We start from the raw sequence: 25,358 nt of genomic DNA, 5'->3' as shown, positions 1-25,358 counted from the left end.
AGGCTACGTCAGGCGCCGGGTCGGTGCGGGGAGGGTGCCAGCACCGTGACCGCGCCGGGCACGACCTCGACCGTCAGGGGCAGCGGGGCGAACCGCTCGCCGTCGGCGTAGGCGACGATCCCGGCGGCCTCCAGGGTCACCTGGCGCCCGCGCAGGATCTCGACCGCGGGATGGCCGACGTGCGCGCCCTTGAACACCGTGGGGAACACCTTGAGGAACTCCACGGTGCTGATCTCGTGCAGCACGAGGACGTCGATGAGCCCGTCGTCCATCCGGGCGTCGGGCAGGACCTGCATCCCGCCCCCGTAGCTGGGGCCGTTCCCGACGGCGACGAGCATCGCGCGCGTCTCGTGGCGCACCCCGTCGACCGTCACGGCGTACGGGATCGCCTTGAACAGGGGCAGCTCGCGCAGGATCGCCAGGTTGTATCGCATCTGCCCCTTGGGCCACGGCCAGGTGTTGGCGCGCTCGTTGACGAGCGAGTCGAACCCGGCCCCCAGGACGCCCCCGAACCACCGCGGCCGCCCGTGCTCGTCCACGTGGCGCACCGCGTCGATGGTGCGGTGCAGCCCGGTGCTCACGAGGTCGGCGGCGCGGACCGGGTCGTGGACGGGCAGGCCGAGGCCGCGCGCGATGTCGTTGCCCGTGCCGGCTGCGATGAGCGCCAGCGGAACCTTCGTCTCGGCAGCGAGGTTGACGCCGAGGTGCGCCATGCCGTCACCGCCGACGACGGCGAGCACGTCGATGCCCTGGGCGATCGCCCCGAGCGCACGGTCCCGCGCGGCGGCATACGACTCGTCCGAGAGGTCGAGCACCTCGTGGCCGGCGGCCCGCATGCGGTGGGCCACCTCGAGGCCCAGGCTCATGCCGCGGTTCTTGCCCGACGTCGGGTTCACGACCAGGCCGATGCGCTTGCTCACGCGCGGAGGCTACCGCTCCACGACGGCGCTGCGGCACCGTCCCGGAAGGTGTCGGGGGACGGCTTCAGAGCGTCGAGGCCTCGTCGTCCGGAACCTCGACCCAGTCGGGCCGTGCCTTGCGCTTGCGCCGCTCGATCAGCTTGCTCACGAGGATCGCGACGAAGTAGAGGACCGTGAGCGGGATGGCCATGAGGAACATCGTGAAGGCGTCCGGTGTGGGCGTCGCGATGGCCGAGAGGACGAAGATGCCGAAGATGGCGGGTCGCCACGCCTTGAGCATCGCCGATGCGGGGAGGATGCCGATCGCATTGAGCGCCACGAGGAACACCGGCAGCAGGAAGGCGGCTCCGAAGACCAGGATGAACCGCGTGACGAAGCTGAAGTACTCGGACACCTGCTGGATGTTCGAGGCGCCGGCGGGGGTGAACCCGTACAGGACCGCCAGCACGGCCGGGAGGACGAAGTAGGCCAGGCCGCAACCAGCAAGGAACAAGGGGAAGATCGCCGCGATGAACGCCAGCGAGATGTTGCGTTCCTTCTTCGTCAGCCCCGGGAGGATGAACGCCCAGACCTGGTAGAGCCACACGGGGCTCGAGGCGATGACGCCGACGAAGATCGAGAGGCTGACCTGCTGGGAGAAGGCCGCCGTGGCGTTCCCGAAGTTGAGGCTGATGACGCTCTGCGGGTTGGCCAGCTTGTAGTCGTTGAAGGGCGCTGCCAGGCGCGCGTAGACCTGCGGGTAGAAGATCCAGCCGAGCACGCCCCCGAGCAGCACGGCGATGGCCGAGATCAGGAACCGCCGACGGAGCTCGCGCAGGTGGTCACCGAGAGTCATGCGGCCTTCGGGACTGCGGGCACGACGAAAGGCCATGATCAGTCGGTCTCGGTGGTTCTACTCGTGTTCGGTCAGAGACCGGTGGCGTTGTCCGTGCGGGGACTGTTGTCCTCGGTGATGGGCGAGGCGGCAGTCGTCGCACCGGGAGCGGCCTGCGTCCTGCCCGGCGCGGTGGCGCCCGGACCCTGGGGGTCGGCCACGGCCTCACCCTTGACGGTGTCGCTGCTCGCAGCGCTCTTCCCGTCGTTCTTCATCTCGTGCACCTCCGACTTGAAGATGCGCATGGAGCGACCGATGCTGCGAGCGGCGTCGGGGAGCCGCTTGAAGCCGAAGAGCACCACCAGCAGGACCAGCAGGACGATGATGTGCCAGCCTTCGAAGAGTCCGCGACCCATGGAATTCAGTCCTCTCGACCACCCGAACGGGTGATCTGCGATAGTCGGTGTGCCTGGCCGGGAGCGCCCTTCGACTCCCGTACCTGTGGTCAGTCTAGATGCCGTGCCCAAGCCGGACGGCGAGACGCCTGTCGGGCGCGCCGCTGCTGCTTCAACGAAGCACGGGTGACCTCGCGTTCCCGGCGCAGCTGGCGGGGGTCGCCGAAGATGGCGGGTTCGACGGGTGGGGCGGGGTCACCGAGCCGTTCGGTCTGGGCCTGCAGGGCCGACACCGTCTCGGACGCACGCCCGATCTCGGTGTTGAGCTCCTTGACCTGGCCCCAGACGCCCCACGCGCGGCTCGCGAGGTAGCCCACCGCGATCAGCACGAGAAGCACCCAGATCAGGACCCACCACCACATGTGCCCGACCCTACCCGTCCGCGCTGGGCGCGGAGGCGTCGATGCCGTATGCCGCCAGGGCTGCGGCCGCGCCGTCGGTCACCGTGCGGGCCAGCTCGGGGGGTGAGACGACGGTGCCGTGGCCCCCGAGTCGCCAGACGAGCCGGCGCAGCCACAGCGTGTCGGCGGTGCGCAGGGTCACCGTGAGCGACCCGTCCGGTCCCGGTTCGACGGTCTCCACCGGGTAGTAGTCGGCGACCCAGGCCGCACCACGGCCCAGGTGCAGGGTGACGAGGGTGTCGTCGGCGCGCGGGGTGAAGGTGCCGGCGTCGAGGTCGCGCAGCTCGGCCTCGGCCGGCGGCGTGCCGTCGACGTCGAGGACCTCGAGCGACTCGATGCGGTCCATCCGGAACAGCCGGGTGTCCTGCGCCCGGTGGCACCACCCTTCGAGGTACCACTTGGCGTCGATGTTCACCACGCGCATGGGGTCGACGTCGCGCTCGGTGGACTCGTCGCGGCTGGGCACGAGGTAGCGCAGGTGGATTCGCCGGTGGCCCTCCACGGCGCGCCGGGCGTCGGCGAGCAGCCCGGCCTCGACGCCCTCGCTGATGGCGACCTCGACGCGGGAGGCGGCTTCGGCACTGGCGCCGGTGGCCTCCTCGAGCTTGGCCATGGCGCGCTCGATGGCGTCGCGCTCCCCCAGCCCGGGGACGGCGGCGAGGGCGCGCAGCCCGACCATGAGGGTGAGGGCCTCGTCGCGCCCGAGCCGCAGGGGCCGGGCGATGGTGTCGGCGTTGGTGACGAACACCCGGCCGTTCTCCCACTGGGCGTCGATGAGCTCGTCCGGCATCTGGCCGTACCCGCACAGGTAGAGCAGCCGCAGGTCGGCGTCGAGCTGGTCGACGCTGATGCCGAGCTCGGCCGCTGCCTGACCGGTGTCGATGCCCTGGCGGTTGACCAGCCACGGCACCATCGTCAGCAACCGCGTGAGTCGGGCGGTCGCGGTCTCGGGGGTGCTCATGCGGCTCCTCCGGTGGTCGGGGCCGAGGCGACGGCGGCGTGGGCCCGGACGGCCCCGCGCAGGCGCTCGACGACGAGGTCGCGGACCTCGGGGGGCTCGCTCACGACCACGTCCGCGCCATACCCGCTCACCTCGTCGGCGAACGCGTAGGGGTCGGAGAAGGGCACCTCGAGGACGGTCCACTCCCCCTCGGTGCCGACGGCGGCGCCACGGCGGCGCAGCGACTGTCCGCGGCCCTCGCGGACCCGGACGACCGAGGTCCGGGGTTCCTGCTCGCCGACGGTCGAGGCGATCATCTCCTGGGCCCGGTGGTCGGCGGGGACGGTGTACGGCTCCGCCTTGCGCACGACCGAGACGGCACCATCGATGCGCGAGAGGCGGAAGACCCGGGGTGCGCCCCGGTCGAGGTCGAACCCGGTGAGGTACCAGCGGCCGTGCCAGGAGGCCAGACCCCACGGCTGCACGCGCCGGGTGTTGACCTCGCCCTGGCCGCCGGTGCGGTAGCCGAAGGAGATGGTCTGCTGGCCGACGACGGCGTTCTTCACCGGCTCGAAGGCGGGCTCGCTCGTGCCGAGCCGCGGCTCGATGCCGATGAGCGAGTCGCCGTCCCGCTCGATGCCGGCGGCCTTGAGCTTGCGCAGGGCCTGGGCGGCGGGACCGGCCAGCGAGGCGTGCGCCCAGGTGCGGCTGGCCAGGCCGAGGACGGCCAGCTCGTCGGGCTCGAACTCGATGTCGGGCAGCGCGTACTCGCGCTGGTCGATGCGGTACCCCACCTCGTCGTCCCATACCCCGCCGATCTCGGCCGTGACGAGCGGGATGCCGAGCTCGCGCAGCTCGTCCTTGTCACGCTCGAACATCCGGTCGAAGGCCTCGTCGCTCGCGGCGTCGCCGTACTGCGGCACGATGTCGCGGATCTTGGACTTGGGCAGCGGCCGGCGCGTGTAGAGCAGGCAGAGCACGAGGTTGAGCAGGCGCTCGGTCTTGGCCGCGGGGCCGGAGGGTGAACTCACCCGCCCGACGCTACCGGAGTGCGCGGTACCGCCCGTGACTACTCTGCGTGTCGTGATGCAGTGGCGCGAGGGCACGGTTCAGCAGGTGCGTGGCCGGTGGCCGGGCGCCGTCGAGTATGCGGTCCAGCTGGCGGGCGACGACGGAGACGTGGTGCGCGCCCTCGCGTACACGGCCCTGGTCGGTGAGCCACAGGTCGGTGACCGGGTCCTGCTCAACGCCTCCGCGCTGCTGCGCGGCCTCGGCACCGGCGGGCTGGCGTTCGTCGTCGCGGCACCAGACCGCCTCCCCGCCGACCCGCCGGCCAGCGAGGGCCACATCGTCAAGGCGAGGTACACGCCCCAGCAGCAGATGTTCATGGCCGTGGACGAGCAGGACAGCCCGCACCACGCAGCCCTGACCACCGGCCCCGCGGCCGCCGGTGACCTGCTCGGCCTGCCGGTCATCGTCGCCGACCTGCACTCGGCCCTTCCCGCGGTCCTGGCCGGCCTGCGCACCGAACGCCCGGACGCCCGGGTCGTCTACCTCATGACCGACGGTGGAGCCCTGCCGCTCGCGTTCTCACGGGCGGTCGCCGGCCTCACCGAGGCGGGCTGGCTGCACGGCACCGTGACGGTGGGCCAGGCCTACGGCGGCGAGCACGAGGCGGTCACCCTGCACTCCGGTCTGCTCGCGGCGCGCCACGTCCTCGGGGCCGACGTGGCCGTCGTCATCCAGGGACCGGGCAACGTCGGGACGGGAACGACCTGGGGGTACACGGGCGTCGCGGCGGGCGAGGCGCTCAACGCCGTCGGGGTCCTGCGCGGTCGCGGGGTCGCGGCCCTGCGCGTCTCCGACGCCGACCAGCGCGGGCGGCACCGTGGGATCTCGCACCACAGTCGGACGGCATACGGGAGGGTGTGCCTCACCGCGGCGGACGTGCCGGTGGGGATCGTGGACGACGAGTTCGGACGGCTCGTGCTCGCGCAGGCGGGCGACCTCGTGGACGAGGCGACCGGCGACCTGACCCTGCGCGAGGTGCCGGTCGACGGGCTCGACGCGGCGCTGCGCGGCACCCCGGTGAAGCTCTCCACCATGGGCCGCGGGCTCGACGAGGACCACGCGGCGTTCCTGCACAGCGCAGCAGCCGGGCGGTGGGCCGCCCGGCTGCTGTCGGAGAACGCTGTCGGCTGAGGTGACCCAGCCATGGGTCCGCTCAGCGGACCCGGGGACGGTCCGCGGTCAGCGGACGTCCACGAGGTCGACCACGAAGATCAGGGTCTCGCCCGGCTTGATCGCGCCGCCGGCGCCACGGTCGCCGTAGGCGAGGTGGGCGGGGATGACGAGCTTGCGACGGCCGCCGACCTTCATGCCGACGATGCCGTCGTCCCAGCCGCGGATGACCTGGCCGACGCCGAGGCGGAAGTCCAGGGGGGCGCCACGGTTCCACGAGGAGTCGAACTCCTCGCCGGTGGAATGGGCCACGCCGACGTAGTGCGCCGAGATGGTGTCACCGGCGCCGGCCTCCTGGCCGTCACCCTCGGTGAGGTCCTCGATGACGAGCTCGCTGGGGGCCTCGTCACCGGGGAAGTCGATCTCGGGCTTGGTGGTGTTGGGGTCGAAACCCATGCTGCTGCTCCTTGGGAAGAGAGGGTGGGACGGGTGCGGCTCAGTAGGCCGCGAGGATGTCGACGACGAACACGAGGGTGTCCGTGCCGCTGATCTTGGGCGGGCTGCCCGCGGCGCCGTAGCCGTCTGCCGGGGGGACGACCATGAGCACGCGGCTGCCGACGGCCTTGCCGACGAGCTGGGCGTCCCAGGCCTTGATGACCTGCTGCTTGCCGATGACGGTCTCGAAGTAGCCCTGAGGGGAGGTCGCGGACGAGTCGAAGACCTTGCCGTCCTTCCAGAGCGCACCGGTGTAGGTGACCCGGATGGTCTGGCCGGCTGCGACCTTGGCGCCGGTGCCGTCGATGAGGTTCTGGCCGACCGTCTTCGTCGGCGGCTTCTTGCCCTTGGGGATCGTGATGGTCGCGGCCTTGCCGCTCTCGACCTTGACCGACGGCAGGTCGGCGGAGGGCTTGACCTCCTTGCCCTCGGCGCTGGCCAGGGGCTTGGTCACGGAGAGCACGTCCATGAGGAAGACGACGGTGTCGGTGCCACCGACCTTGATGTCGGTGTTGCCCTGGGCGCCGAAGGCGTCCTTGGGCGGCACGGCCACCAGCACGCGCGAACCCACCTTCTGGTTCGCCAGGCCCTTCTTCAGGCCGGGCAGGAGGCCCTCGGCGCCGAGGCTGAGGCCGAGGTTCTGCTTGCCGTAGTTGGTGTCGAGGACCGAGGAGTCCTTGGCGTTGAGCAGGACGTACTTGACGCTGACGATCTCGTCGTCCTTCACCACGGGGCCGTCACCGGCCTTGACGACCTTGGTCGTCGTCTCCTTGACCGACAACGGCTTCGGGGTGATGGCGACCGTCGGCGCGGTGGTGTCGTTGCCCCCGGTCACGGTGATGCCGTCCAAGGGCGAGGCCTTGGCGTCGTCGGAGTTGCCACAGGCCGTCAGGGCCAGGAGGGCGGTCAGGGCCGCGGCCATCACCGACAGGCGGCGGCGGCTCGGGCGGGCAGACAGGGAACGCACAGACACGGTGAGGGACCTTCGATCGGGGCGGTGGACCAAGGACCCACCCTAACCGCGGAGGCTGGCAAAGCCCGAAATGCCCCATGTGCGAAGGCTGGGGACGGCGGCCGGCACCGGCGCCCGGTGGTCAGCCGCGCATGCCCTCGATCAGCCGCTCGACCCGGGCGTCGACGGCCGCGAACGGGTCCTTGCACAGCACGGTCCGCTGCGCCTGGTCGTTGAGCTTGAGGTGCACCCAGTCGACGGTGAAGTCGCGCCGGTGCTCCTGGGCCGCCTTGATGAAGTCGCCTCGCAGCTTGGCCCGCGTGGTCTGCGGCGGCACCGTCTTGGCCTCGAACACCTCGGGGTCGGTGCACAGCCGCGCCGCGCGACCGTGCTTCTGCAGCACGTAGAACAGACCGCGCTGGCGGTTGACGTCGTGGTAGGCGAGGTCGATCTGGGCGATCCGCGGGTGCTCCATCGGCAGGCCGTGCTTGTCCATGTAGCCGGTGATGAGCTTGTGCTTGATGACCCAGTCGATCTCGGTGTCGACGAGCGAGAGGTTGCCGGTGTCGACGGCGGTGAGGGTGCGCTCCCAGAGGTCGAGGACCTGCTTGTGGATCGGGTCCTCCAGCCCCTCACGGTCGGCGTAGGCCTGCGCCCGCTCGAGGTACTCGGACTGGATCTGCAGCGCGGACAGCTCGCGACCGTTCGACAGCCGCACCGTCTTGCGGCCGGTCATGTCGTGGCTCATCTCCCGGATCGCCCGGATGGGGTTCTCCAGGGTCAGGTCGCGCACGACCATGCCGGCCTCGATCATCCGCAGGACCAGGTCGGCCGAGCCGACCTTGAGCATCGTGGTCGTCTCGCTCATGTTGGAGTCGCCGACGATCACGTGCAGGCGCCGGTACTTCTCGGCGTCGGCGTGCGGCTCGTCGCGCGTGTTGATGATCGGGCGCGAGCGGGTCGTGGCCGAGGAGACGCCTTCCCAGATGTGGTCGGCTCGTTGGCTGACGCAGAAGGTCGCGCCCTTGGAGGTGGTGACGACCTTGCCCGCGCCGCTGGTGATCTGACGGCTGACGAGGAACGGGATCAGCACGTCGGACAGCTGCTGGAACTCCCCCGCCCGGCCGACGAGGAAGTTCTCGTGGCAGCCGTAGGAGTTGCCGGCCGAGTCGGTGTTGTTCTTGAAGACGTAGATCTCGCCCTCGATGCCCTCCTCGACCAGCCGGTCCTGCGCATCGGCCACCAGGCCCTCGATGATGCGCTCCCCTGCCTTGTCGTGGATGACGAGCTGCCGGACGTGGTCGCACTCGGGGGTGGCGTACTCGGGGTGCGAACCCACGTCGAGGTAGAGCCGGGAACCGTTGGAGAGGAAGACGTTGGAGGACCGGCCCCACGAGACGACCTTGCGGAAGAGGTAGCGCGCGACCTCGTCGGGCGTCAGCCTGCGCTGCCCCTCGAACGTGCACGTGATGCCGTACTCGTTCTCGATCCCGAAGATCCGGCGCTCCATGGACCCACTCTAGGCTTGAACTCCTCTTGGGCCACGGCAAACCCTCGGCGTGGAATCATGACCGCCATGCCCGACGCCCTCCCAGCGGACGCGCTGACGCGTCCACCGGGTCCGCCCGCCACCCAGATCGGCGACCTCACCCGGCACACCCAGTCGATCCTCGAACGAGCCCAGGCCCATGCCGACGCCCTCCGAGCCGAGTCCGACGCGGCACTGGCCCTCGCCAGGCAGGACGCCGAGCGGCTGCGCTCCGAGGCGCAGTCGCTCCTGCAGGACGCCCAGCGGCAGCACGCCGACGCGGTCCGTGACCGCGAGCAGGTCGGCCGGGCCCTCGACGACGCCCGCCGCGAGGCCGAGGCGCTCGTCACCGACGCGGCCGACCAGGCCTCGAGGCTCACCGAGGCCGCCTCCCGGACGAGCGAGGAGGCCGTCGCCGGCGCCCGGGCCGAGGCCCGCGCCCTCGTCGAGGACGCCGAGCAGCAGGCCGAGGCCCTGCGCGCCGCGGCCCAGCACGACCACGACACCGCGATGGCCCGGTATGCCGCCCACGAGCGCGAGCGCGATGCGGCCTTCGCCGAGGGCGTGGCGCGCAGGGACGTCCGGCTCGCCGAGCGCGACGCGGAGCAGGCCGCGCAGCACGCCGCCCTGCTGGCCGAGGCCCGCGAGGAGGCGGAGGCGTTGCTGGCGCAGGCGCGGACCCGGGTGGAGGAGGCCCAGGTCGAGGCGTCGCGCCTGACCGACGAGGCTGCCGCGAGGGCGGCGGCCCTCGGCGAGGAGTCACGGGACCGGGCCCGGGTGGTCCTCGAGACGGCTCATGCCGAGGCCGACCAGGTCACGGCAGAGGCGCAGGAGCACCTGGCCTGGAGCCAGCGGACGGTTCGCGGCATCCTCGACGAGACCGAGGCCGACCTGGCCCGCCAGCGCCGCGAGACGCACCAGCAGCTCGCCACCCGGGTGCGCTCCCGTCGCCAGCTGATCCAGACCTCGCTCGCCCGTGCCGCCCACCGGGCGCGGTCCGAGCGCGACGCGGCCCGGGCGGAGTCCGGCAACCTGCGGGCCCAGGCCGAGGCCGTCATGACCGCGGCGCAGGCCCAGGCCGAGCGGACGACCGCGCTGGCCCGCGAGGAGGCGGACCGCGCACGGCTGTCGGCGGCAGAGAGCGAGAAGGCTGCCGAGGAGCGGGCGAACCGGCGCCTCGAGGAGGCCGAACGTGCGTCCCGGCTGGTCCGGGAGCGCACCGCCGAGGAGATCGAGCGCCTGCAACGCGAGACCCACGCGTCCCACCGGGCCGCTCGTGAAGAGCTCATCGCCACGAGCACCCGGGCGAGGGCGGACGCCGACCGCGTCCGGGAGGAGGCACGGGCCATGCTGGAGCGGGCCCGGGCCGAGGTCGCCTCCCTGGCCTCCCGCCGCGAGGACATCACCACCCAGCTGGGCCACCTGACCGGCGTCATCGACGCCCTGTCGGTGCCTTCCCACCAGACCACCGCTGACGACGGACCCACCACCCACGACACCGAACGGAACACCCATGAGTGACACCACCTCCTTCCGCAGCGTCCTGCGCGGCTACGACCCGGCCCAGGTCGACCAGTGGCGGGCCGAGCACGCCGGAGCCCTGGAGCAGGCCCGCCGTGAGGCGGCCGAGCGCACGGTCGAGGTCAGCGAGCTGCGTTCGACCCTGGCCAAGGTCCAGGAGGAGGGCGCCCGGACGGCTCGCGCGCTCGAAGGCCTGAAGGACGAGCAGCGCAAGGCTGCGGCCCCGACCTTCGCCGACCTCGGTGAACGCATCGGCGCCATCCTCACGATGGCCGACGAGGAGGCCACCGAGATCCGCCGGAACGCGGACGTCGACGCCCAGACCCTGGCCGGCACCTCGCGCCTGGCCGCGGACCAGACCCGCACCGACGCCGACCGTTACGCCGAGGACGGGCGCACCCGCGCCGACGCCCAGGCCAGCCAGGTCGTCGAGAAGGCCAGGCAGCAGGCCGACTCGATCCTCGACGACGCCGACCGCGAGGCCTCGGCCCGTCGGGAGGAGGCGGAGGCCTTCTACGAGCACCAGCGCGCCCGCGCCGCCGCGGCGGCGGCCGACTTCGAGGCGACCCTGGGCCAGCGCCGCGACAAGGCGTCGGCCGAGTTCACCGCCCAGATGGCGGCGCACGAGAAGGCGCTCAACGAGGCGCAGGAGCGCGCCACCGGGCTGGCTGCCGACAGCGAGCGGGCCCACGCCGACGCCACCGCCGAGAGCCGGCGCACCCTCGAGTCGGCCAAGGCCGAGGCCGACGCGCTCGTCGCGTCCGCCCGTGAGCAGGCCGAGCGGATCCGTCGCGACTCCGAGCGCGAGCTCGCAGCGGCCACGGCCCGCCGCGACAGCATCACCGCCCAGCTGAGCAACGTGCGCCAGATGCTCGCCACCCTCGGTGGTGCGTCCATGGTCGACTCGATCGAGGGCGCCCTGCCCGAGGTGGCGGCGGCGAGCGGCTCCGAGGCCGGCGAGTCCGCCGCGGTGGTCCCGGTCCAGGACCAGGACCGGTCTGAGGGCGCGCAGGACGCCGTCCCTGCTCCGGAGGCTGCCGGGGACGCAGCGCCGAAGACCGACCAGCCGTCGAAGCAGAAGGACGACGCATCCCGGCCCGCCCCGGCCACGGGCACGAAGCAACCGAGCCGCGCCTGAGCGCGGCGGTGGTGCGGTCATGAGGATCCTCGTGCTCGGCGGGACGGCCTGGCTGGGTGGCGAGGTCGCCGCGCAGGCGGTGGCCGCCGGGCACCGGGTGACGGCGCTGGCGCGCGGCCGGGCCGGGGAGGTCCCTGCCGGGGTGTCCCTCGTCCGGGCCGACCGGTCCACGCCCGGCGCGTACGACGCGCTGGGTGGGGCCGACTGGGACGCCGTCGTCGACGTTGCCCGCCAGCCCAGCCACGTCCGCGGCGCCCTGGCGGCGCTGGCCGACCGAGCCCGGTCCTGGGTCTTCGTGTCCTCCGCGTCGGTCTACGCGTCGCACGACGACCCCGGCGCCGACGAGTCGGCGCCCCTGCTCGACCCCTCCCCCGAGGACGACGAGGGGTGGGAGACGTATGGCGCGCGCAAGGTGGCATGCGAGCAGGCCGTGCTCGGCGCCATACCGGACCGGGCCCTGGTGGCGAGGGCGGGACTGGTCGCCGGGCCGGGCGACCACACGGACCGGACCGGGTACTGGCCGTTGCGGTTCGCCCACCCGGCGACGGCCGACGGAGCGGTCCTCGTGCCCGACTCACCCATCGACACCCAGGTGATCGACGTCCGCGACCTCGCGGCCTGGCTGCTGCGCTGCGCCGAGGTGGCCGCGGTGGGCGTGGCGAACGCTGCCGGGTCGGTCGTCCCGCTGCCCGACCACCTGCGCACCGCCCGGCAGGTGACGGGGCACGACGGCGAGCTGGTGCGGGTGTCGCAGGACTGGCTCGCCGAGCACGAGGTCGCACCGTGGTCGGGCGAGCGCTCGCTCCCGCTGTGGCTCCCCCTGCCGGAGTACGCCGGAATGATGAGCCGCAGCACTGCTGCGGCCGAGTCGCTCGGACTCAGGGCGCGGCCACTCGCCCAGACCCTGGAGGACACCCTCGCGTGGGAGCTGGCGCAGGGCCCTGGTCGCCCGCGCCGGGCCGGTCTCGCCCCTGCTGACGAGGTCGCCCTGGTCGACCTGGCCCGGGCGGTCGGCTGAGACGTCGACCGACCACATTTCCCGGACCGGGATGTGGCGGCGGGCGCCATAGGGAGGGGCGCCGCCGGTGCGTAGCGTCGGGCCCAGCACGTCGACCGGGAGCTCCGGCCGGCTTCGTCCGGGCCGGCCCCGGCGCCGCGACGACGCGGTCACCCCGAGAGAGGACCCTGCGTGCCACCGCTGACCGAGCAGGTTCCCGTCGACGGCGGCCACCTCACGGTGCACCGCCTCACGCAGGCGCCCGCCGGGGCGCCGGTCGTCGTGGCCCTCCACAGCACCTCCTCGAACGCCCTCGCGTGGGTGCCGGTGGCCGAGCGCCTCGATGGCCTCGTGCACGTGCTGGCCCCGGACATGCGCGGGCGGGCCGAGAGTGCGCACCTGCGTTCCACCGGGCTGGCCGACCACGTGGCCGACGTGCACGCCCTCACCATCCACCTGGGCCTGGAGCGCCCGGTGCTGGCCGGCCACGACATGGGAGCCTTCGTCGCCGCGCTCGCGGCGGCCACCCACCCCCAGGACGTCGGGGCCGTCGTCCTCGTCGACGGCGGGTTGGCCTTTCCCTCACCGGGCACTCTCGACATCGACGAGGTCCTGCACAGCATCATCGGCCCGGCGATGGAACGGCTGTCGATGACGTTCGAGGACGAGCAGGCCTACCTCGCCCACTGGGGCGCCCACCCCGCCCTCGGGCGGCACCTGTCCGGACCCGCGGGAGCCGCCCTCGCGGCCTACCTGCTGCACGACCTGTCCGGGCCCCGGGGTCGGATGCGTTCGACGTCGTCCCTGGAGTGCGTGCGGGCCGACTGGGCCGACCTCGTGTCCGACCCGGCGACGCTCAGCGCCATCCACACCCTCCAGTCCCCCACCACCTTGCTGTACGCCCGCCGCGGACCCCTGGACCAGCCGGTCGGGTTGTACACGGCGGAGCGCATCGCCGCGGCGCACCTGCCCCCCGATCTTGCCGTGCGGGAGCTCGACTCCGACCACTACGGCCTGCTGCTCGACCCTGCCGTGGTGGCCACCGTCGCGGCGGCCCTGGTCGCCGCGCTCGGTCCAGCATCCGGACGAGATATCCACACCTCGGTCAAGTAACGGCATGTTTGGTTTCGACAAACATCGCGTTACCTTCGAGAAGGAGCCGTCATGGCCACGCTGCGACTGGGCGACGACGCCCCGGACTTCACCGCCGACACGACCGAGGGCGAGCTGACCTTCCTCGACTGGAAGGGCGACGGCTGGGCCGTGCTGTTCAGCCACCCCGCCGACTTCACGCCCGTCTGCACCACCGAGCTCGGTCGCGTGGCCCAGCTCAAGGACGAGTGGGCCCGCCGCAACACCAAGGTCCTCGCGGTGTCCGTCGACGGCCTCGACGACCACAACTCGTGGAAGGCCGACATCGAGGAGGTCTCCGGCGCCTCGGTGACCTACCCGATCGTCGCCGACAAGGACCGCAACGTCGCCGAGCTCTACGACATGATCCACCCCGGCGCCGGCGACACCTCACCCGTCCGCTCCGTGTTCCTCATCGACCCGGCCGGCAAGGTGCGCCTGTCGCTCACCTACCCCAAGAGCGCCGGACGCAACTTCGACGAGATCCTGCGGGCCCTGGATGCGTTGCAGGTCAACGACTCAGGCCCGTTCTCGACGCCTGCTGACTGGAAGGCGGGCGAGCGCGTCATCGTCGCCCCGACCGTCTCGACCGAGGACGCCCAGGCGCGGTTCAAGGGTGTCGAGGTAGTCAAGCCGTACCTGCGCTACGCGGACGCGCCCTCTGCCTGAGGGGCACCCGGGGCCCGCGCGGCCTACGTTGGTGACATGACCAACACCCGCTCCCCTGAGGTCCTGTCCATCGAGGTCGACGGCGGTTCCATGCCCGCCGACCTGCACCTGCCCGAGTCCGCAGAGGGCCCGGGCATCGTGCTGTACCAGGAGATCTTCGGCGTCACCGACTACATCACCTCACGGGCCGCCGACCTGGCTGCCCTCGGGTACGTCGTCCTGGTCCCGCACCTCTACCACCGCCTCGGCGACCCGGTCGTCGAGGAAGGTGGCGACGGCCTGCCGCAGGCCATGGAGCTGATGGGCCGGTTCGACTGGGAGCAGGGCGTCAAGGACGGTGTGGCCGCGCTGGCCGCCGTGCGCGACCGCGCGGAGGTCCGCGGGCCGGCGGGCGTGATCGGGTTCTGCTTCGGCGGCGGGATGGCGTTCAACGTCGCTGCCGCTGCCGCGGCCGACCGCGCGGCCCCCGACGCGCTCGTGAGCTACTACGGCTCGGCACTGCCCACCCTGCTCGGTATGGCGCCCCAGGTCACCTCCCCGAGCCTGCACCACTTCGGCACGGCCGACGACTACATCCCGATGGAGAAGGTCGAGGAGATCGAGGCAGCGGTCACGGCCGACAACGACGACGTCACCTTCCTCACCTACGAGGGCGCCGGTCACGCGTTCGACAACCCGTCGCCGATGTTCCACCACGAGGCCGCCTCGAGCCAGGCCTGGGTCGCGACCGAGAGCTTCCTGCTCGAGAAGCTCCCTGTCTAGAAGGTCCCTGTCTGAGCGCGCAGCGCAGCAGGCCCGGACAGGAGGACGGCCGCCCCGACGGGGGCGGCCGTCCTCGTGCGCGCGGTGCTACTCGGTCGGGCGCTGGGTCTGCGGGTTGGTCGACTCGTCGCGCGGCGACTCACCGGTGAGGGTGTCGTGGCGTCCCGGCGTCCGGTCGTCCTCGGCCGGGGCGTCGTGCGTCGGGTCCTCGGTGCTGAGCAGCGCGTCGAGCAGCCCACCCCCGATGCGGCGGAACGTCCGGCGCGGACGCTCGCGATCGAGGACGGCCACCTCAAGCTGACCCGCACCGAGCGTGCGAGCCGGGGCGCCCTCCTTGCCCGCGTCCTTCGCCGGGTCCTTGGCGAGCAGCTCGACCGCGAGCCGCAACGCGTCGGCGAGCGACAGTCCGGGCTCCCAGCGTTCCTTGAGCCCGGTCTCGATCGGCTCGGCCGCGCCACCCATGGCCACGAACCCGCGCTCGTCGGCGACGGACCCGTCATACGTGAGCCGGTAGATCTGGTCCTCGTCGGCGGTGCTGCCCACCTCGGCGACCACGATCTCGACCTCGTAGGGCTTGGACTCCTGGGTGAACACGGTGCCGAGGGTCTGCGCGTAGGCGTTGGCCAGGCCGCGAGCCGTGACGTCGGTGCGGTCGTAGGAGTAGCCGCGCAGGTCGGCGTAGCGGACGCCTGCCACCCGGAGGTTCTCGAACTCGTTGTACTTGCCGACCGCGGCGAACGCGATGCGGTCGTAGATCTCGGACACCTTGTGCAGGGCCCGCGACGGGTTCTCGGCGACGAACGCGATCCCCTTGTCGTAGCCGAGCACGACCACCGAGCGACCGCGCGCAATTCCCTTGCGGGCGTAGTCGGCCCGGTCCTTCATCAGCTGCTCGGGCGAGACGTAGAACGGCATGCTGCTCATCGCGCACCTCCCGGGTTGCCCTGGCGGGCGGCGATGACGGCCTCCACGGTCGTCCTCAGCTCGTCGTCGGACCGGAACACCACGCCCTGGTCACCCACCACCGCCACGGTCGGCCAGATGCGTCGACCGACGTCGGGTCCACCGGTCGCGGAGTCGTCGTCCGCGGCGTCGTACAGCGCCTCGACGGCGACCGAGACCGCGCCGTCGGCCGACAGCCCGGGTCGCCAGAGCTTCTTCATCGCCCCGCGCGCGAACAGCGAGCCCGAGCCCACGCTGTGGTGGTCGTGCTCCTCGTAGCAGCCGCCGGTCACGTCGTAGGAGAAGATCCGGCCGGTCCGCTTGTCGAGGTCGTAGCCCGCGAACAGCGGCACCACGGCCAGCCCCTGCATGGCCATGCCGAGGTTGGCCCGGATCATCGACGCCAGCCGGTTCGCCTTGCCCTCCAACGAGAGCAGCGTCCCCTCGATCTTCTCGTAGTGCTCGAGCTCGACCTGGAACAGCTTGACCAGCTCGATGGCGATGCCCGCGGTGCCGGCGATGCCGACGGCGGAGTACTCGTCACCGGCGAAGACCTTCTCCATGTCGCGGTTGGCGATGAGGTTGCCCATCGTCGCCCGCCGGTCGCCGGCCATCACCACGCCGCCGTCGTAGGTGACGGTGACGATCGTCGTGCCGTGCGGTGCCTCCATGGTGCTCCCGACCGGGAGGGCCCTGCGCGAGGGCAGCAGGTGAGGGGCGTGCGCCCCGACGAAGTCGGTGAAGGACGAGGAGCCCGTGGACAGGTATGCCGCGGGGAGCCTCCCCGCGTCGGCGCCTGTGGTCACTGGCCACCCTTCTGGACGAACCCCCGGACGAACTCCTCCGCGTTGGACTCCAGGACCCCGTCGATCTCGTCGAGGACGCTGTCGATGTCGGAGTCGAGGTTCTCCTTGCGGGCGGTGGCCTCGGGCGCTGCGGGGGTGGGCTCGGGCGCCTCGTCGGGCGCGTCGTCCCTGCGCTGTGGGCGGCTCTGCTCCTGGCTCGGCATGTCCGTGACCTCTCGCTCGGTGCTGCGTGTGGCGACGTGGGCGCGGGCGCCCGTCCTGCGTCGACCCTAGTCCGAACCTAACCCGATGCCGAGGCCAACTCGCGCAGCAGGGTGGCGGCGTCCGGACTCCGGTCGAGCAACGACCCGACGCTGGCCTTGGTGCCCCGCAACGGTTCCAGCATCGGCACCCGCTGCAGCGACGCGTGGCCCGGGACGTCGAAGATCACCGAGTCCCACGAGGCGGCGGCGATCTGGTCGGGGTACTTCTCCAGGCACTTGCCCCGGAAGTACGCCCGGGTGTCGTGCGGGGGCTCGCGCACGGCCTCGAGGACGACCTCCTCCGGCACGAGCTCCTCGAACCGCCCAGCCCTGCGCAACCGGTGGAAGAGGCCCTTGTCGGGGCGCACGTCCGACCACTGGATGTCGATGGCGCGCAGCCGCGAGTCGGACCAGTCCAGGCCGTCGCGGTCGATGTACCCCTGCAGCACCTGCAGCTTGCCGACCCAGTCGACCTCGCGGGCGGCCTCGGAGGGGTCCCGCTCGAGCTTGTCGAGGACCAGGGCCCACCACCGCATGACCTCCGCGGTGTCGTCGTCCCGCTCGGCGCCATACCGGTCCTGGAGGTAGCGCTCCGCGGCGTCGTGGTAGCGCCACAGCAGCTGCACCGCGGTGAGCTTCGTCCCGTCCCGCAGCTCGATGAGCTGGCGGCAGGTGGGGTCGTGGCTGACGGCCTGGAGGGTCGCGACAGGGCGGGCGACGGTGAGGTCGGCGCTGATCGCACGGTCCTCGATCATGGCCAGGACCAGCGACGTGGTGCCCAGCTTGAGGAGGTTCGCGACGTCGCAGTGGTTGGCGTCGCCGATGATGACGTGCAGCCGGCGGTACAGGTCCGCCACCGCGTGCGGCTCGTCGCGGGTGTTGATGATGGGCCGCTTGAGCGTCGTCTCCAGGCCCACCTCGACCTCGAAGAAGTCGCTGCGCTGACTGAGCTGGAACCCGTCGCGGCGCGAGTCCATCCCGATGCCCACCCGCCCGGACCCGGTGACCACCTGGCGGGCGACGAAGAACGGCACGAGGTGGCGCACGATGTCGGAGAACGGCGTCTCGCGGCGCATGAGGTAGTTCTCGTGCGTGCCGTAGGACTGGCCCTTGCCGTCGGTGTTGTTCTTGTAGAGGTTGACCCCCGGCGGCACGTGCGACAGGCGGCGCACCGACTCGGCCATGATCAGCTCGCCGGCCCGGTCCCAGGCCACGGCCGCGCGCGGGGTGGTGACCTCGGGCGAGGAGTACTCCGGGTGGGCGTGGTCGACGTAGAGGCGTGCACCGTTGGTGAGGACGACGTTGGCCAGCGTCGGGTCCTCCTCGTCGGTGAGCTGGCTGGGGTCGGCGAGCCCACGGCCCATCTCGAACCCCCGGGCGTCCCGCAGGGGCGCCTCGTCGGCGTAGTCCCAGGAGGCGTGCGCGGCCCGGATGCCCTGGGCCGACGCGTACGCGTTGACCACCTGGCCGGAGAGGACCATGGGGTTGGCTGCGGGGTCGCCGGGCACCGAGATGCCGTACTCGGTCTCGATCCCCATGACCCGGCGGACGGTCATCGGTCGAGCTCGCGGCGGTGTCCGGGTCGTGCGTCCTGGCTCATGTCCTCACCCTAGGTGAGTTAGTTTCTGCAGATGCGTCACTCCCCCAGAGCGTTGTACCCGCAGACCGCCGCCCTCACCGCGCTCCTCGACAGTGGTCTCCGGCCGCCGGTGGAGCGTCGCAGCGTCGAGCAGATCCAGGCGGACCGGGGTGCGGTGACGCCGGACCGGCCGCCGTTCTCGTGGATCACGGGGGCCGTGGACCGGTCGGTCGGCATCACCTACGGCACGGCACCGGCGCGTGACGGCCACTCGATCCCGTTGCGCCTGTACCGCCCCCGTGGCGTCCGCGACACCGAGACCGAGGTCCCGGTCATCGTCTTCCTGCACGGCGGGGGGTTCGTGCAGGGCAACGTCGTGATGTACGACCCGCTGTGCAGCCACCTCGCCGCCCAGGTCCGCGCCGTGGTCGTGAGCGTCGACTACCGGCTGGCGCCCGAGCACCGGGCCCCCACGGCCGCGCACGACTGCGTCGACGCCACCACGTGGCTGTCCGGGCAGGGTGACGTCCTGCGCGCCGACACCTCGCGGGTCGCCCTCTGCGGTGACAGCGCCGGGGGCAACCTCGCCGCGGTGACCGCCCAGGTGCTGCGCGACCGCGGGGACTCACCGGTGCGCCACCAGGCCCTGATCTACCCCGCGACCGACATGACCCTGGCATCCCCCTCGATCCACGAGCTGGCCGGGGCGCCGATGCTCACCCGGGCCAGCATCGTCGCCTTCCGCAACCACTACGCCCCCGAGGGCTCGGACCTGCGCGACCCGCTCGTCTCGCCGTTGTTCGGCAGCCTCGAGGGCCTGCCGCCCGCCCTGATCCAGACCGCCGACCGCGACCCGCTGCGCGACGACGGCTCCCGGTATGCCGCCGCGCTGCGGGCCGCGGGCGTGCCCGTCCGGCTCACCAACTACGTCCGCGTCCCGCACGGTTTCGCCTCCATCCCCGGCGTCGTGCCCACCGCGGCCCAGCACCGCGCCGAGCTCGTCGGCGAGCTCGGGTCCCACCTGTGGGACGGGGAGGTCCCACAGGGGCCCCGCGGCGGTTAGTCTCGACATGCATCACCGGTCGACCGAGGAGCGTCATGCGGGACATCGTGGTTTTCTCCGGGAGCGCCCACCGCGCCCTCGCCCGACGCATCTGCGACGCCCTGGGCGTCGACCTCTCACCCGCTGACATCACGCGGTTCAGCAACGACTGCCTCCAGGCGCAGCTGCTGGCGAACTGCCGACAGCGCGACGTCTACATCGTCCAGCCGTTGGTGCCGCCGACGCAGGAGCACCTGATGGAGCTGCTCCTCATGGTCGACGCGGCGCGGGGTGCCTCGGCGGCCCAGATCACGGCAGTGATCCCGCACTACGCGTACGCCCGCTCCGACAAGAAGGACGCCTCGCGGATCTCCCTCGGTGGCCGTCTGGTCGCCGACATGCTCGTGGCCGCAGGTGTCGACCGCGTGCTCACCATGACGCTCCACGCACCGCAGGTCCACGGCTTCTTCTCGGTGCCGGTCGACCACCTCACCGCCATCGGGGTCCTGGCGGACCACTTCCGGTCCGGGGACCTGACCAACTCGGTCGTGGTCTCCCCCGACCTCGGCAACGCCAAGACGGCCACGCAGTTCGCCCGGCTCCTCGGGCTGCCCGTGGCAGCGGGGTCCAAGCAGCGCCTGGCCGACGACCGCGTCATCATCGACTCCATCGTCGGCGACGTCACCGGCAAGCGCGCCATCGTGCTCGACGACGAGATCGCCACCGGCGGCTCGATCGTGGAGCTCCTCGAGCGGCTGCGCGACCTCGGCTGCACCGGTGCCGACGTCGCCTGCACGCACGGGCTGTTCGCCGGCAAGGCCGTCGAACGGCTCCGCGACCACCCGATGATCGGCGAGGTCGTCACGACCGACACCGTGCCCGCCCCGGGCCACTGGCCCGAGCTGCAGGTGCGCTCGGTGGCGCAGCTGTTCGCCGAGGCCATCAAGCGCATCCACGCCGGCGAGTCCGTGAGCAGCCTCTTCGACGGGGTCGACCCGACCCTCTCACCCCCGCAGGCGACGTTGTTCGACAAGGTGCGCGCGTGAGGCGTGCCGCGGGTGCGTTCCTGCTCGACGTCGTCGCCGTCCTGCTCTTCGCGACCATCGGCCGGGCCAGCCATGCCGAGGGCGTGACCCTGCGCGGCGTCGTCCTCGTCGCGTGGCCCTTCCTCGCAGCACTGGCGCTCGGCTGGCTGCTGGCCCGCACGCGCGGTGAATGGCCGGTGCGGGTGCCCGGTTCGCCCGTGGTCTGGCTGACGACCGTGGTCCTCGGCCTGGCGCTGCGGGTCGCGACCGGCGGTGGGTTCGCCTGGAGCTTCGCCGTGGTCACCCTCGTCGTGCTCGGCCTGTTCCTCGTCGGGTGGCGCTGCGTGCGCGAGGTGGGCCGCTTCGCCGTCGAGGGCGTGGCCCGCTGGTCGCAGGCCCGCGAGCGGGTGTCGCGCTAGCCGGCCCCCTGTGCAGGGCATTTGAGTTTGGTAAGCCTTACCTAATACGCTCCTGGGCGTGGTTGCGCTCCCTGCTGTCGCCCCGGCCCGACCGGCCGTCGCCTTCGCGACGTCGCTGCGCTCCCGCGGTGCCGCCCCGGCCGTCCACACCGGCTCCCGGACCCTGACGTATGCCGCCCTGGCCGACCTCGTCGACGCGGCTGCCGCCGCCCTCGGCGGTGGTCGGCGCCTGGTGCTCCTGGCCGCCGACAACACCCTCGACGCGCTGGTGACCTACCTCGGGGCCCTCGCTGCCGGGCACGTGCCGTTGCTGGCCCCCGGCGACCGGGTGCAGCACCTCGACCGCCTCGCCGACGCCTACGACCCCGACGTCGTGGCCGGGCGAGGCCCGGCCGGCTGGCAGGTGGTCGACCGCCACGACCCGGCCTCGCCGGCCCACGACCTGCACCCCGACCTCGCGCTGCTCCTGCCCACGTCGGGGTCGACCGGCTCCCCCAAGGTCGTGCGGCTCTCCCACGAGAACCTCGACAGCAACGCCCACGCGATCGCGGACGCGCTCGGCATCCGGTCGACCGACCGCGCCGTGACCAGCCTGCCGCTGCACTACTGCTACGGCCTGTCGGTGGTGCACAGCCACCTCGCCGCCGGCGCGAGCATCGTGCTCACCGAGCTCTCGGTCGTCGACCCCTGCTTCTGGCGGCTGTTCGACGCGACCGCCGCCACGACCCTGGCGGGGGTCCCGCACAGCTTCGACCTGCTGGAGCGCAGCGGGTTCGCCGACCGGCACCACCCGACGCTGCGCTGCGTCACCCAGGCCGGTGGGCGACTCGACCCGGAGGTCGTCACCCGTTTCGCCGACCTCGGGCGCGAGCAGGGCTGGGACCTGTTCGTCATGTACGGCCAGACGGAGGCCACCGCCCGGATGGCCGTCCTCCCGCCGGACCTCGCGGGCGTGCGGCCGGGGACCGTGGGCGCTCCCGTGCCGGGTGGCTCCTTCCGCATCGAACCCCTCGGGGAGATCGACTGCGGCTTCGGCGAGCTCGTCTACTCCGGCCCCAACGTCATGCTGGGCTACGCCCGGTCCTCGGCCGACCTCGCCCGCGGCCGTGACGTGACCGAGCTGCGGACCGGTGACCTGGCGCGGTTCGGTCCCGACGGCCTCGTCGAGATCGTCGGGCGACGGAGCCGGTTCGCCAAGGTCGTCGGCCTGCGGATCGACCTCGACCACGTCGAGCGCGACCTGCGCGACGCCGGGCACCCCACCCACTGCGTCGACCTCGGGGACGCGGTGGGTGTGCTCGCCGAACGCACCGGGGCCGGCCCGGAGGTGACGCAGGCGCTGCGCCGCCAGCACGGCATACCGGCTGCCGCGGTCGTCGTCCTCGACGGGCTGCAGGCCCCGCGGCTGGCCACCGGCAAGCCGGACTACCCACGGGTCGCCGAGCTGCTCGGGGCCCACCGCGAGGCGCACCCGGCCACCGACGAGGGCACGACGTCCGACGGGGACGTCGTGGCGCGCGTCGTCGGGCTGTACCGCAGGCTGCTGGACGCCCCGCACGCCACCGAGCGGACCAGCTTCGTCGACCTCGGCGGCGACTCCCTCTCCTACGTCGAGGTGTCGCTCCGTCTCGAGCGGGTCCTGGACGCGCTCCCGTCGGGCTGGCACCTCCTCGCCCCTTCCGAGCTCGTCGGCGCGGCTGCAGCGACCCGGCGCCCGGCGCGGACCTGGTTGCACCGCGTGGAGACCAGCGTCGTGCTGCGAGCCGTCGCCGTGCTGCTCATCCTCGCCAACCACACCCACCTGTCGTTCGTCCCCGGAGGCGCGCACACGCTGCTCGCGCTGGCCGGCTTCAACCTCGCCCGGTTCCAGCTCACCAGCCGCTCCCGCGGAGAGCGCGTGAAGGGCGTCGCCCGGAGCGCCCTGCGGATCTGGGCGCCCAGCGCGGCCTGGATCGGCGTCGTCGCCGTCGTGGCAGGCACCTACGACTGGCGCAACGTGCTGCTGCTCAACCAGGTGCTCGGCGACTGGTCACGCTGGTCCGACCACTGGCACTACTGGTTCGTCGAGGCGGTGGTCGCCCTGCTGCTCGGCACCGCCGGGCTCCTGGCGGTGCCGGCCGTGGACCGCTGGGAACGCCGTTGGCCGTTCGCCTTCCCCGTCGCCCTCGTGGGCCTCGGCCTGCTGACGAGGTATGCCGTCGTGGTGCCCGACGCCGGCCCCTACCGGGGAGCCAACGCCTACGTCCTCATCTGGCTGTTCGCCACCGGCTGGGCCGCGGCACGGGCGTCGTCGACCGCGCAGCGTCTCCTGGTCTCGGCGATCCCGGTCCTCACGGTGCCGGGGTTCTGGCCGTCGATGCCGATGCGGGAGGTGACCATCATCGTCGGGCTGCTCGTCCTGGTCTGGGTGCCGACGGTCGTCCTGCCGGCGTTCCTCGGGCGGGCGGCTGCCGTGGTCGCCAGCGCCAGCCTGTTCGTCTACCTCACGCACTTCGTCGTCTACCCGCACATCATGGGGACGAGCTCGGTGCTGGCCATGGCCGCCTCCGTGGCCGTCGGGGTGGCCTACTGGCAGCTGTGGTTGCGCGTCGAAGCCGCGGCGGGGCACCTCGTCGGCCGCGTGAAGGGGACCGCCGGCACCTCCTAGAGGTACTGGCCGGTGTTGGCGACGTTGTCGATCGACCGGCCCGGCTCGGTGCCGCTCTTGCCGGTGATGAGCGTGCGGATGTAGACGATCCGCTCGCCCTTCTTGCCGGAGATGCGGGCCCAGTCGTCCGGGTTGGTCGTGTTCGGCAGGTCCTCGTTCTCCTTGAACTCGTCCACGCAGCTCGCCAGCAGGTGGTCCACCCGGATGCCCTTGGCCCCGACCGTGAGGAAGTCCTTGATGGCCATCTTCTTGGCCCGGTCCACGATGTTCTGGATCATCGCGCCGGAGTTGAAGTCCTTGAAGTAGAGGACCTCCTTGTCACCGTTGGCGTACGTGACCTCGAGGAACCGGTTCTCCTCGATCTCGGAGTACATCCGCTCGACCGTGGCGGTGATCATCGCGTCGACCGTCGCCTGGGCGGAGCCGTCGTGCTCGGCCAGGTCGTGCGGGTGCAGCGGCAGGTCGGAGGTGAGGTACTTCGTGAAGATGTCGCGGGCGCTCTCGGCGTCGGGGCGCTCGATCTTGATCTTCACGTCGAGGCGGCCGGGCCGCAGGATGGCGGGGTCGATCATGTCCTCGCGGTTCGAGGCGCCGATGACGATGACGTTCTCGAGCCGTTCGACCCCGTCGATCTCCGACAGCAGCTGCGGCACGATCGTCGTCTCCACGTCGGAGGAGACCCCCGAACCGCGGGTGCGGAACAGGCTGTCCATCTCGTCGAAGAACACCACGACCGGCGTGCCACCCGACGCCTTCTCCCGGGCCCGCTGGAAGATCAGCCGGATGTGGCGCTCGGTCTCACCGACGTACTTGTTGAGCAGCTCGGGGCCCTTGATGTTGAGGAAGAACGACTTGCCGACCGGCTTGCCCTCCTTCTCCGCCACCTTCCGGGCCAGCGAGGACGCCACGGCCTTGGCGATGAGCGTCTTGCCGCACCCGGGCGGGCCGTAGAGCAGGACGCCCTTCGGGGGCTTGAGCTGGTGCTCGGTGAACAGGTCGGGATGCAGGTAGGGCAGCTCGACGGCGTCCCGGATGGCCTCGATCTGGCCGGCCAGCCCACCGATGTCCTCGTAGTCGATGTCGGGCACCTCCTCGAGGACGAGCTCGGACACCTCGGCCTTGGGGATGCGTTCGTAGACGAACCCGGACCTCGACTCCAGCATGAGTGCGTCGCCCACCCGGATCGGCTCCCCCTCGAGGGAGTCGGCCATGCGGACAACCCGCTCCTCGTCGGCGTGCGAGACGACCAGGACCCTGCCCTCCCCGAGCAGCTCCTTGATCATGACGACCTCGCCGATGCGCTCGTAGCCGCAGGTCGCCACGACGTTCATCGCCTCGTTGAGGCGCACCTCCCGACCGCTCGAGAGCTCGGACGGGTCGACGGCCGGGCTCACCGCCACGTGCATCTTGCGGCCGCCGGTGAGGATGTCGACCGTGGCGTCGTCGTAGGACTCGAGGATCACGCCATACGCAGCCGGGGGCTGGGCCAACCGGTCGACCTCGGACTTCAGGGTGACGATCTGCTCGCGCGCCTCCTTGAGGGTGCGCACGAGGCGTTCGTTCTGCGAGGAGATCGTCGCGAGGTTGGACTGCAGCTGCAGCACCTTGGTCTCGAGCTCGCGCGAGCGCACGGGGGCGTCGGCGAGCCGCTGCCGCAGGGCGGCGACCTCCTCGGAGAGGAGCTCCGCCTGGCGGCGCTCCTCGCTGCGGTCGGGGGTGGGCTGGCTGTGGTCGGTCATGTCGACTCCCTCG

The 25,358-nt window shown here is 72.0% G+C and carries 25 protein-coding genes; 11 read left to right on the top strand and 14 right to left on the bottom strand.

The features are described from left to right. Nucleotides 1–8: 8 nt before the first annotated feature. The 6 genes from ASD62_RS01305 to ASD62_RS01280 all read right to left on the bottom strand — a co-directional run bounded on the left by ASD62_RS01305 (nucleotide 9) and on the right by ASD62_RS01280 (nucleotide 4,561). Nucleotides 9–920, bottom strand: a complete 912-nt coding sequence (locus ASD62_RS01305) for a diacylglycerol kinase family protein (protein ID WP_056914421.1) — start codon at nucleotides 918–920, stop codon at nucleotides 9–11. A 64-nt stretch (nucleotides 921–984) separates the two neighbouring features. Further along, nucleotides 985–1,755 (bottom strand): twin-arginine translocase subunit TatC, encoded by a 771-nt coding sequence (gene tatC / locus ASD62_RS01300; RefSeq protein ID WP_056914420.1) that lies wholly within the window; start codon nucleotides 1,753–1,755, stop codon nucleotides 985–987. A 71-nt stretch (nucleotides 1,756–1,826) separates the two neighbouring features. Further along, the gene (gene tatA, locus ASD62_RS19555) at nucleotides 1,827–2,150 is read right to left on the bottom strand and encodes a Sec-independent protein translocase subunit TatA (RefSeq protein ID WP_082580501.1); all 324 of its coding nucleotides are present in this window, start codon (nucleotides 2,148–2,150) and stop codon (nucleotides 1,827–1,829) included. Nucleotides 2,151–2,239: 89 nt separating this feature from the next. Continuing rightward, complete coding sequence (locus ASD62_RS01290) at nucleotides 2,240–2,551, bottom strand: hypothetical protein (protein WP_056914419.1); 312 nt, start codon at nucleotides 2,549–2,551, stop codon at nucleotides 2,240–2,242. Nucleotides 2,552–2,561: 10 nt separating this feature from the next. Next, nucleotides 2,562–3,551, bottom strand: a complete 990-nt coding sequence (locus ASD62_RS01285; protein WP_056914418.1) for a YafY family protein — start codon at nucleotides 3,549–3,551, stop codon at nucleotides 2,562–2,564. Then, nucleotides 3,548–4,561 carry a YafY family protein gene (locus ASD62_RS01280; protein WP_056914417.1) on the bottom strand — a complete coding sequence of 338 codons (1,014 nt, stop codon included), beginning with the start codon at nucleotides 4,559–4,561 and terminating at the stop codon, nucleotides 3,548–3,550. Before ASD62_RS01280 ends, ASD62_RS01285 begins: the two co-directional genes overlap by 4 nt. A 52-nt stretch (nucleotides 4,562–4,613) precedes the next feature. Here ASD62_RS01280 and ASD62_RS01275 point away from each other — a divergent pair, with 52 nt between their 5' ends. Then, the gene (locus tag ASD62_RS01275) at nucleotides 4,614–5,732 is read left to right on the top strand and encodes a DUF3866 family protein (protein ID WP_056914416.1); all 1,119 of its coding nucleotides are present in this window, start codon (nucleotides 4,614–4,616) and stop codon (nucleotides 5,730–5,732) included. Between the two features lie 48 nt (nucleotides 5,733–5,780). On the opposite strand, the gene ASD62_RS01270 is transcribed toward ASD62_RS01275, so the two are convergent. The 3 genes from ASD62_RS01270 to pafA all read right to left on the bottom strand — a co-directional run bounded on the left by ASD62_RS01270 (nucleotide 5,781) and on the right by pafA (nucleotide 8,668). Further along, nucleotides 5,781–6,167 carry an FKBP-type peptidyl-prolyl cis-trans isomerase gene (locus tag ASD62_RS01270; protein WP_056914415.1) on the bottom strand — a complete coding sequence of 129 codons (387 nt, stop codon included), beginning with the start codon at nucleotides 6,165–6,167 and terminating at the stop codon, nucleotides 5,781–5,783. Nucleotides 6,168–6,207: 40 nt separating this feature from the next. Further along, entirely contained in the window at nucleotides 6,208–7,179 is a 972-nt protein-coding gene (locus ASD62_RS01265) for an FKBP-type peptidyl-prolyl cis-trans isomerase (protein ID WP_157581189.1), read from the bottom strand. 121 nt (nucleotides 7,180–7,300) lie between these two features. Further along, the gene (gene pafA / locus ASD62_RS01260; protein WP_056914413.1) at nucleotides 7,301–8,668 is read right to left on the bottom strand and encodes a Pup--protein ligase; all 1,368 of its coding nucleotides are present in this window, start codon (nucleotides 8,666–8,668) and stop codon (nucleotides 7,301–7,303) included. Between the two features lie 66 nt (nucleotides 8,669–8,734). Here pafA and ASD62_RS01255 point away from each other — a divergent pair, with 66 nt between their 5' ends. The 6 genes from ASD62_RS01255 (at nucleotide 8,735) to ASD62_RS01230 (ending at nucleotide 14,904) form a co-directional block, all read left to right on the top strand. Next, complete coding sequence (locus ASD62_RS01255; RefSeq protein ID WP_157581186.1) at nucleotides 8,735–10,207, top strand: hypothetical protein; 1,473 nt, start codon at nucleotides 8,735–8,737, stop codon at nucleotides 10,205–10,207. Beyond that, nucleotides 10,200–11,345: a hypothetical protein gene (locus ASD62_RS01250; protein ID WP_056914411.1), complete on the top strand. Its 1,146-nt coding sequence runs from the start codon at nucleotides 10,200–10,202 to the stop codon at nucleotides 11,343–11,345. Before ASD62_RS01255 ends, ASD62_RS01250 begins: the two co-directional genes overlap by 8 nt. A gap of 19 nt (nucleotides 11,346–11,364) precedes the next feature. Then, on the top strand, nucleotides 11,365–12,363 hold the full coding sequence (locus ASD62_RS01245) for an NAD-dependent epimerase/dehydratase family protein (protein WP_056914410.1): 999 nt from the start codon (nucleotides 11,365–11,367) through the stop codon (nucleotides 12,361–12,363). Between the two features lie 171 nt (nucleotides 12,364–12,534). Continuing rightward, entirely contained in the window at nucleotides 12,535–13,455 is a 921-nt protein-coding gene (locus ASD62_RS01240) for an alpha/beta hydrolase (RefSeq protein ID WP_056914409.1), read from the top strand. A 51-nt stretch (nucleotides 13,456–13,506) separates the two neighbouring features. After that, nucleotides 13,507–14,142, top strand: coding sequence for a peroxiredoxin (locus tag ASD62_RS01235; RefSeq protein WP_056914408.1), 636 nt, complete (start codon nucleotides 13,507–13,509; stop codon nucleotides 14,140–14,142). 36 nt (nucleotides 14,143–14,178) lie between these two features. Further along, the gene (locus ASD62_RS01230) at nucleotides 14,179–14,904 is read left to right on the top strand and encodes a dienelactone hydrolase family protein (protein ID WP_056914407.1); all 726 of its coding nucleotides are present in this window, start codon (nucleotides 14,179–14,181) and stop codon (nucleotides 14,902–14,904) included. Nucleotides 14,905–14,991: 87 nt separating this feature from the next. On the opposite strand, the gene prcA is transcribed toward ASD62_RS01230, so the two are convergent. The 4 genes from prcA to dop all read right to left on the bottom strand — a co-directional run bounded on the left by prcA (nucleotide 14,992) and on the right by dop (nucleotide 18,450). Then, nucleotides 14,992–15,828 (bottom strand): proteasome subunit alpha, encoded by an 837-nt coding sequence (gene prcA / locus ASD62_RS01225; protein WP_056914406.1) that lies wholly within the window; start codon nucleotides 15,826–15,828, stop codon nucleotides 14,992–14,994. Then, nucleotides 15,825–16,652, bottom strand: coding sequence for a proteasome subunit beta (prcB, locus tag ASD62_RS01220; protein WP_056914405.1), 828 nt, complete (start codon nucleotides 16,650–16,652; stop codon nucleotides 15,825–15,827). Before prcB ends, prcA begins: the two co-directional genes overlap by 4 nt. Beyond that, nucleotides 16,649–16,855 (bottom strand): ubiquitin-like protein Pup, encoded by a 207-nt coding sequence (locus tag ASD62_RS01215; protein ID WP_056914404.1) that lies wholly within the window; start codon nucleotides 16,853–16,855, stop codon nucleotides 16,649–16,651. The genes prcB and ASD62_RS01215 overlap by 4 nt, the downstream gene beginning before the upstream one ends. Nucleotides 16,856–16,932: 77 nt before the next feature. Beyond that, on the bottom strand, nucleotides 16,933–18,450 hold the full coding sequence (gene dop, locus ASD62_RS01210; protein ID WP_056914403.1) for a depupylase/deamidase Dop: 1,518 nt from the start codon (nucleotides 18,448–18,450) through the stop codon (nucleotides 16,933–16,935). Nucleotides 18,451–18,525: 75 nt separating this feature from the next. Here dop and ASD62_RS01205 point away from each other — a divergent pair, with 75 nt between their 5' ends. The 4 genes from ASD62_RS01205 to ASD62_RS01190 are packed head-to-tail and all read left to right on the top strand — an operon-like array spanning nucleotide 18,526 to nucleotide 23,606. Then, nucleotides 18,526–19,536, top strand: a complete 1,011-nt coding sequence (locus ASD62_RS01205; protein ID WP_056914402.1) for an alpha/beta hydrolase — start codon at nucleotides 18,526–18,528, stop codon at nucleotides 19,534–19,536. Between the two features lie 35 nt (nucleotides 19,537–19,571). Beyond that, nucleotides 19,572–20,561: a ribose-phosphate pyrophosphokinase gene (locus ASD62_RS01200; protein WP_056914401.1), complete on the top strand. Its 990-nt coding sequence runs from the start codon at nucleotides 19,572–19,574 to the stop codon at nucleotides 20,559–20,561. Beyond that, nucleotides 20,558–20,959, top strand: coding sequence for a DUF3054 domain-containing protein (locus tag ASD62_RS01195; protein ID WP_056914400.1), 402 nt, complete (start codon nucleotides 20,558–20,560; stop codon nucleotides 20,957–20,959). The genes ASD62_RS01200 and ASD62_RS01195 overlap by 4 nt, the downstream gene beginning before the upstream one ends. 58 nt (nucleotides 20,960–21,017) lie before the next feature. Continuing rightward, nucleotides 21,018–23,606, top strand: a complete 2,589-nt coding sequence (locus tag ASD62_RS01190; RefSeq protein WP_056914399.1) for an AMP-binding protein — start codon at nucleotides 21,018–21,020, stop codon at nucleotides 23,604–23,606. Here the strand turns inward: ASD62_RS01190 and arc are convergent. After that, nucleotides 23,603–25,345: a proteasome ATPase gene (gene arc / locus ASD62_RS01185; protein ID WP_056914398.1), complete on the bottom strand. Its 1,743-nt coding sequence runs from the start codon at nucleotides 25,343–25,345 to the stop codon at nucleotides 23,603–23,605. The genes ASD62_RS01190 and arc overlap by 4 nt on opposite strands. Nucleotides 25,346–25,358: the final 13 nt, after the last annotated feature.

Source organism: Phycicoccus sp. Root563 (genome assembly GCF_001427915.1).
In the GTDB taxonomy this organism is placed as follows: Bacteria; Actinomycetota; Actinomycetes; order Actinomycetales; family Dermatophilaceae; genus Pedococcus.
Note: the sequence above shows the minus strand (reverse complement) of the source record. Positions and strands in the feature narration are given on the sequence as shown.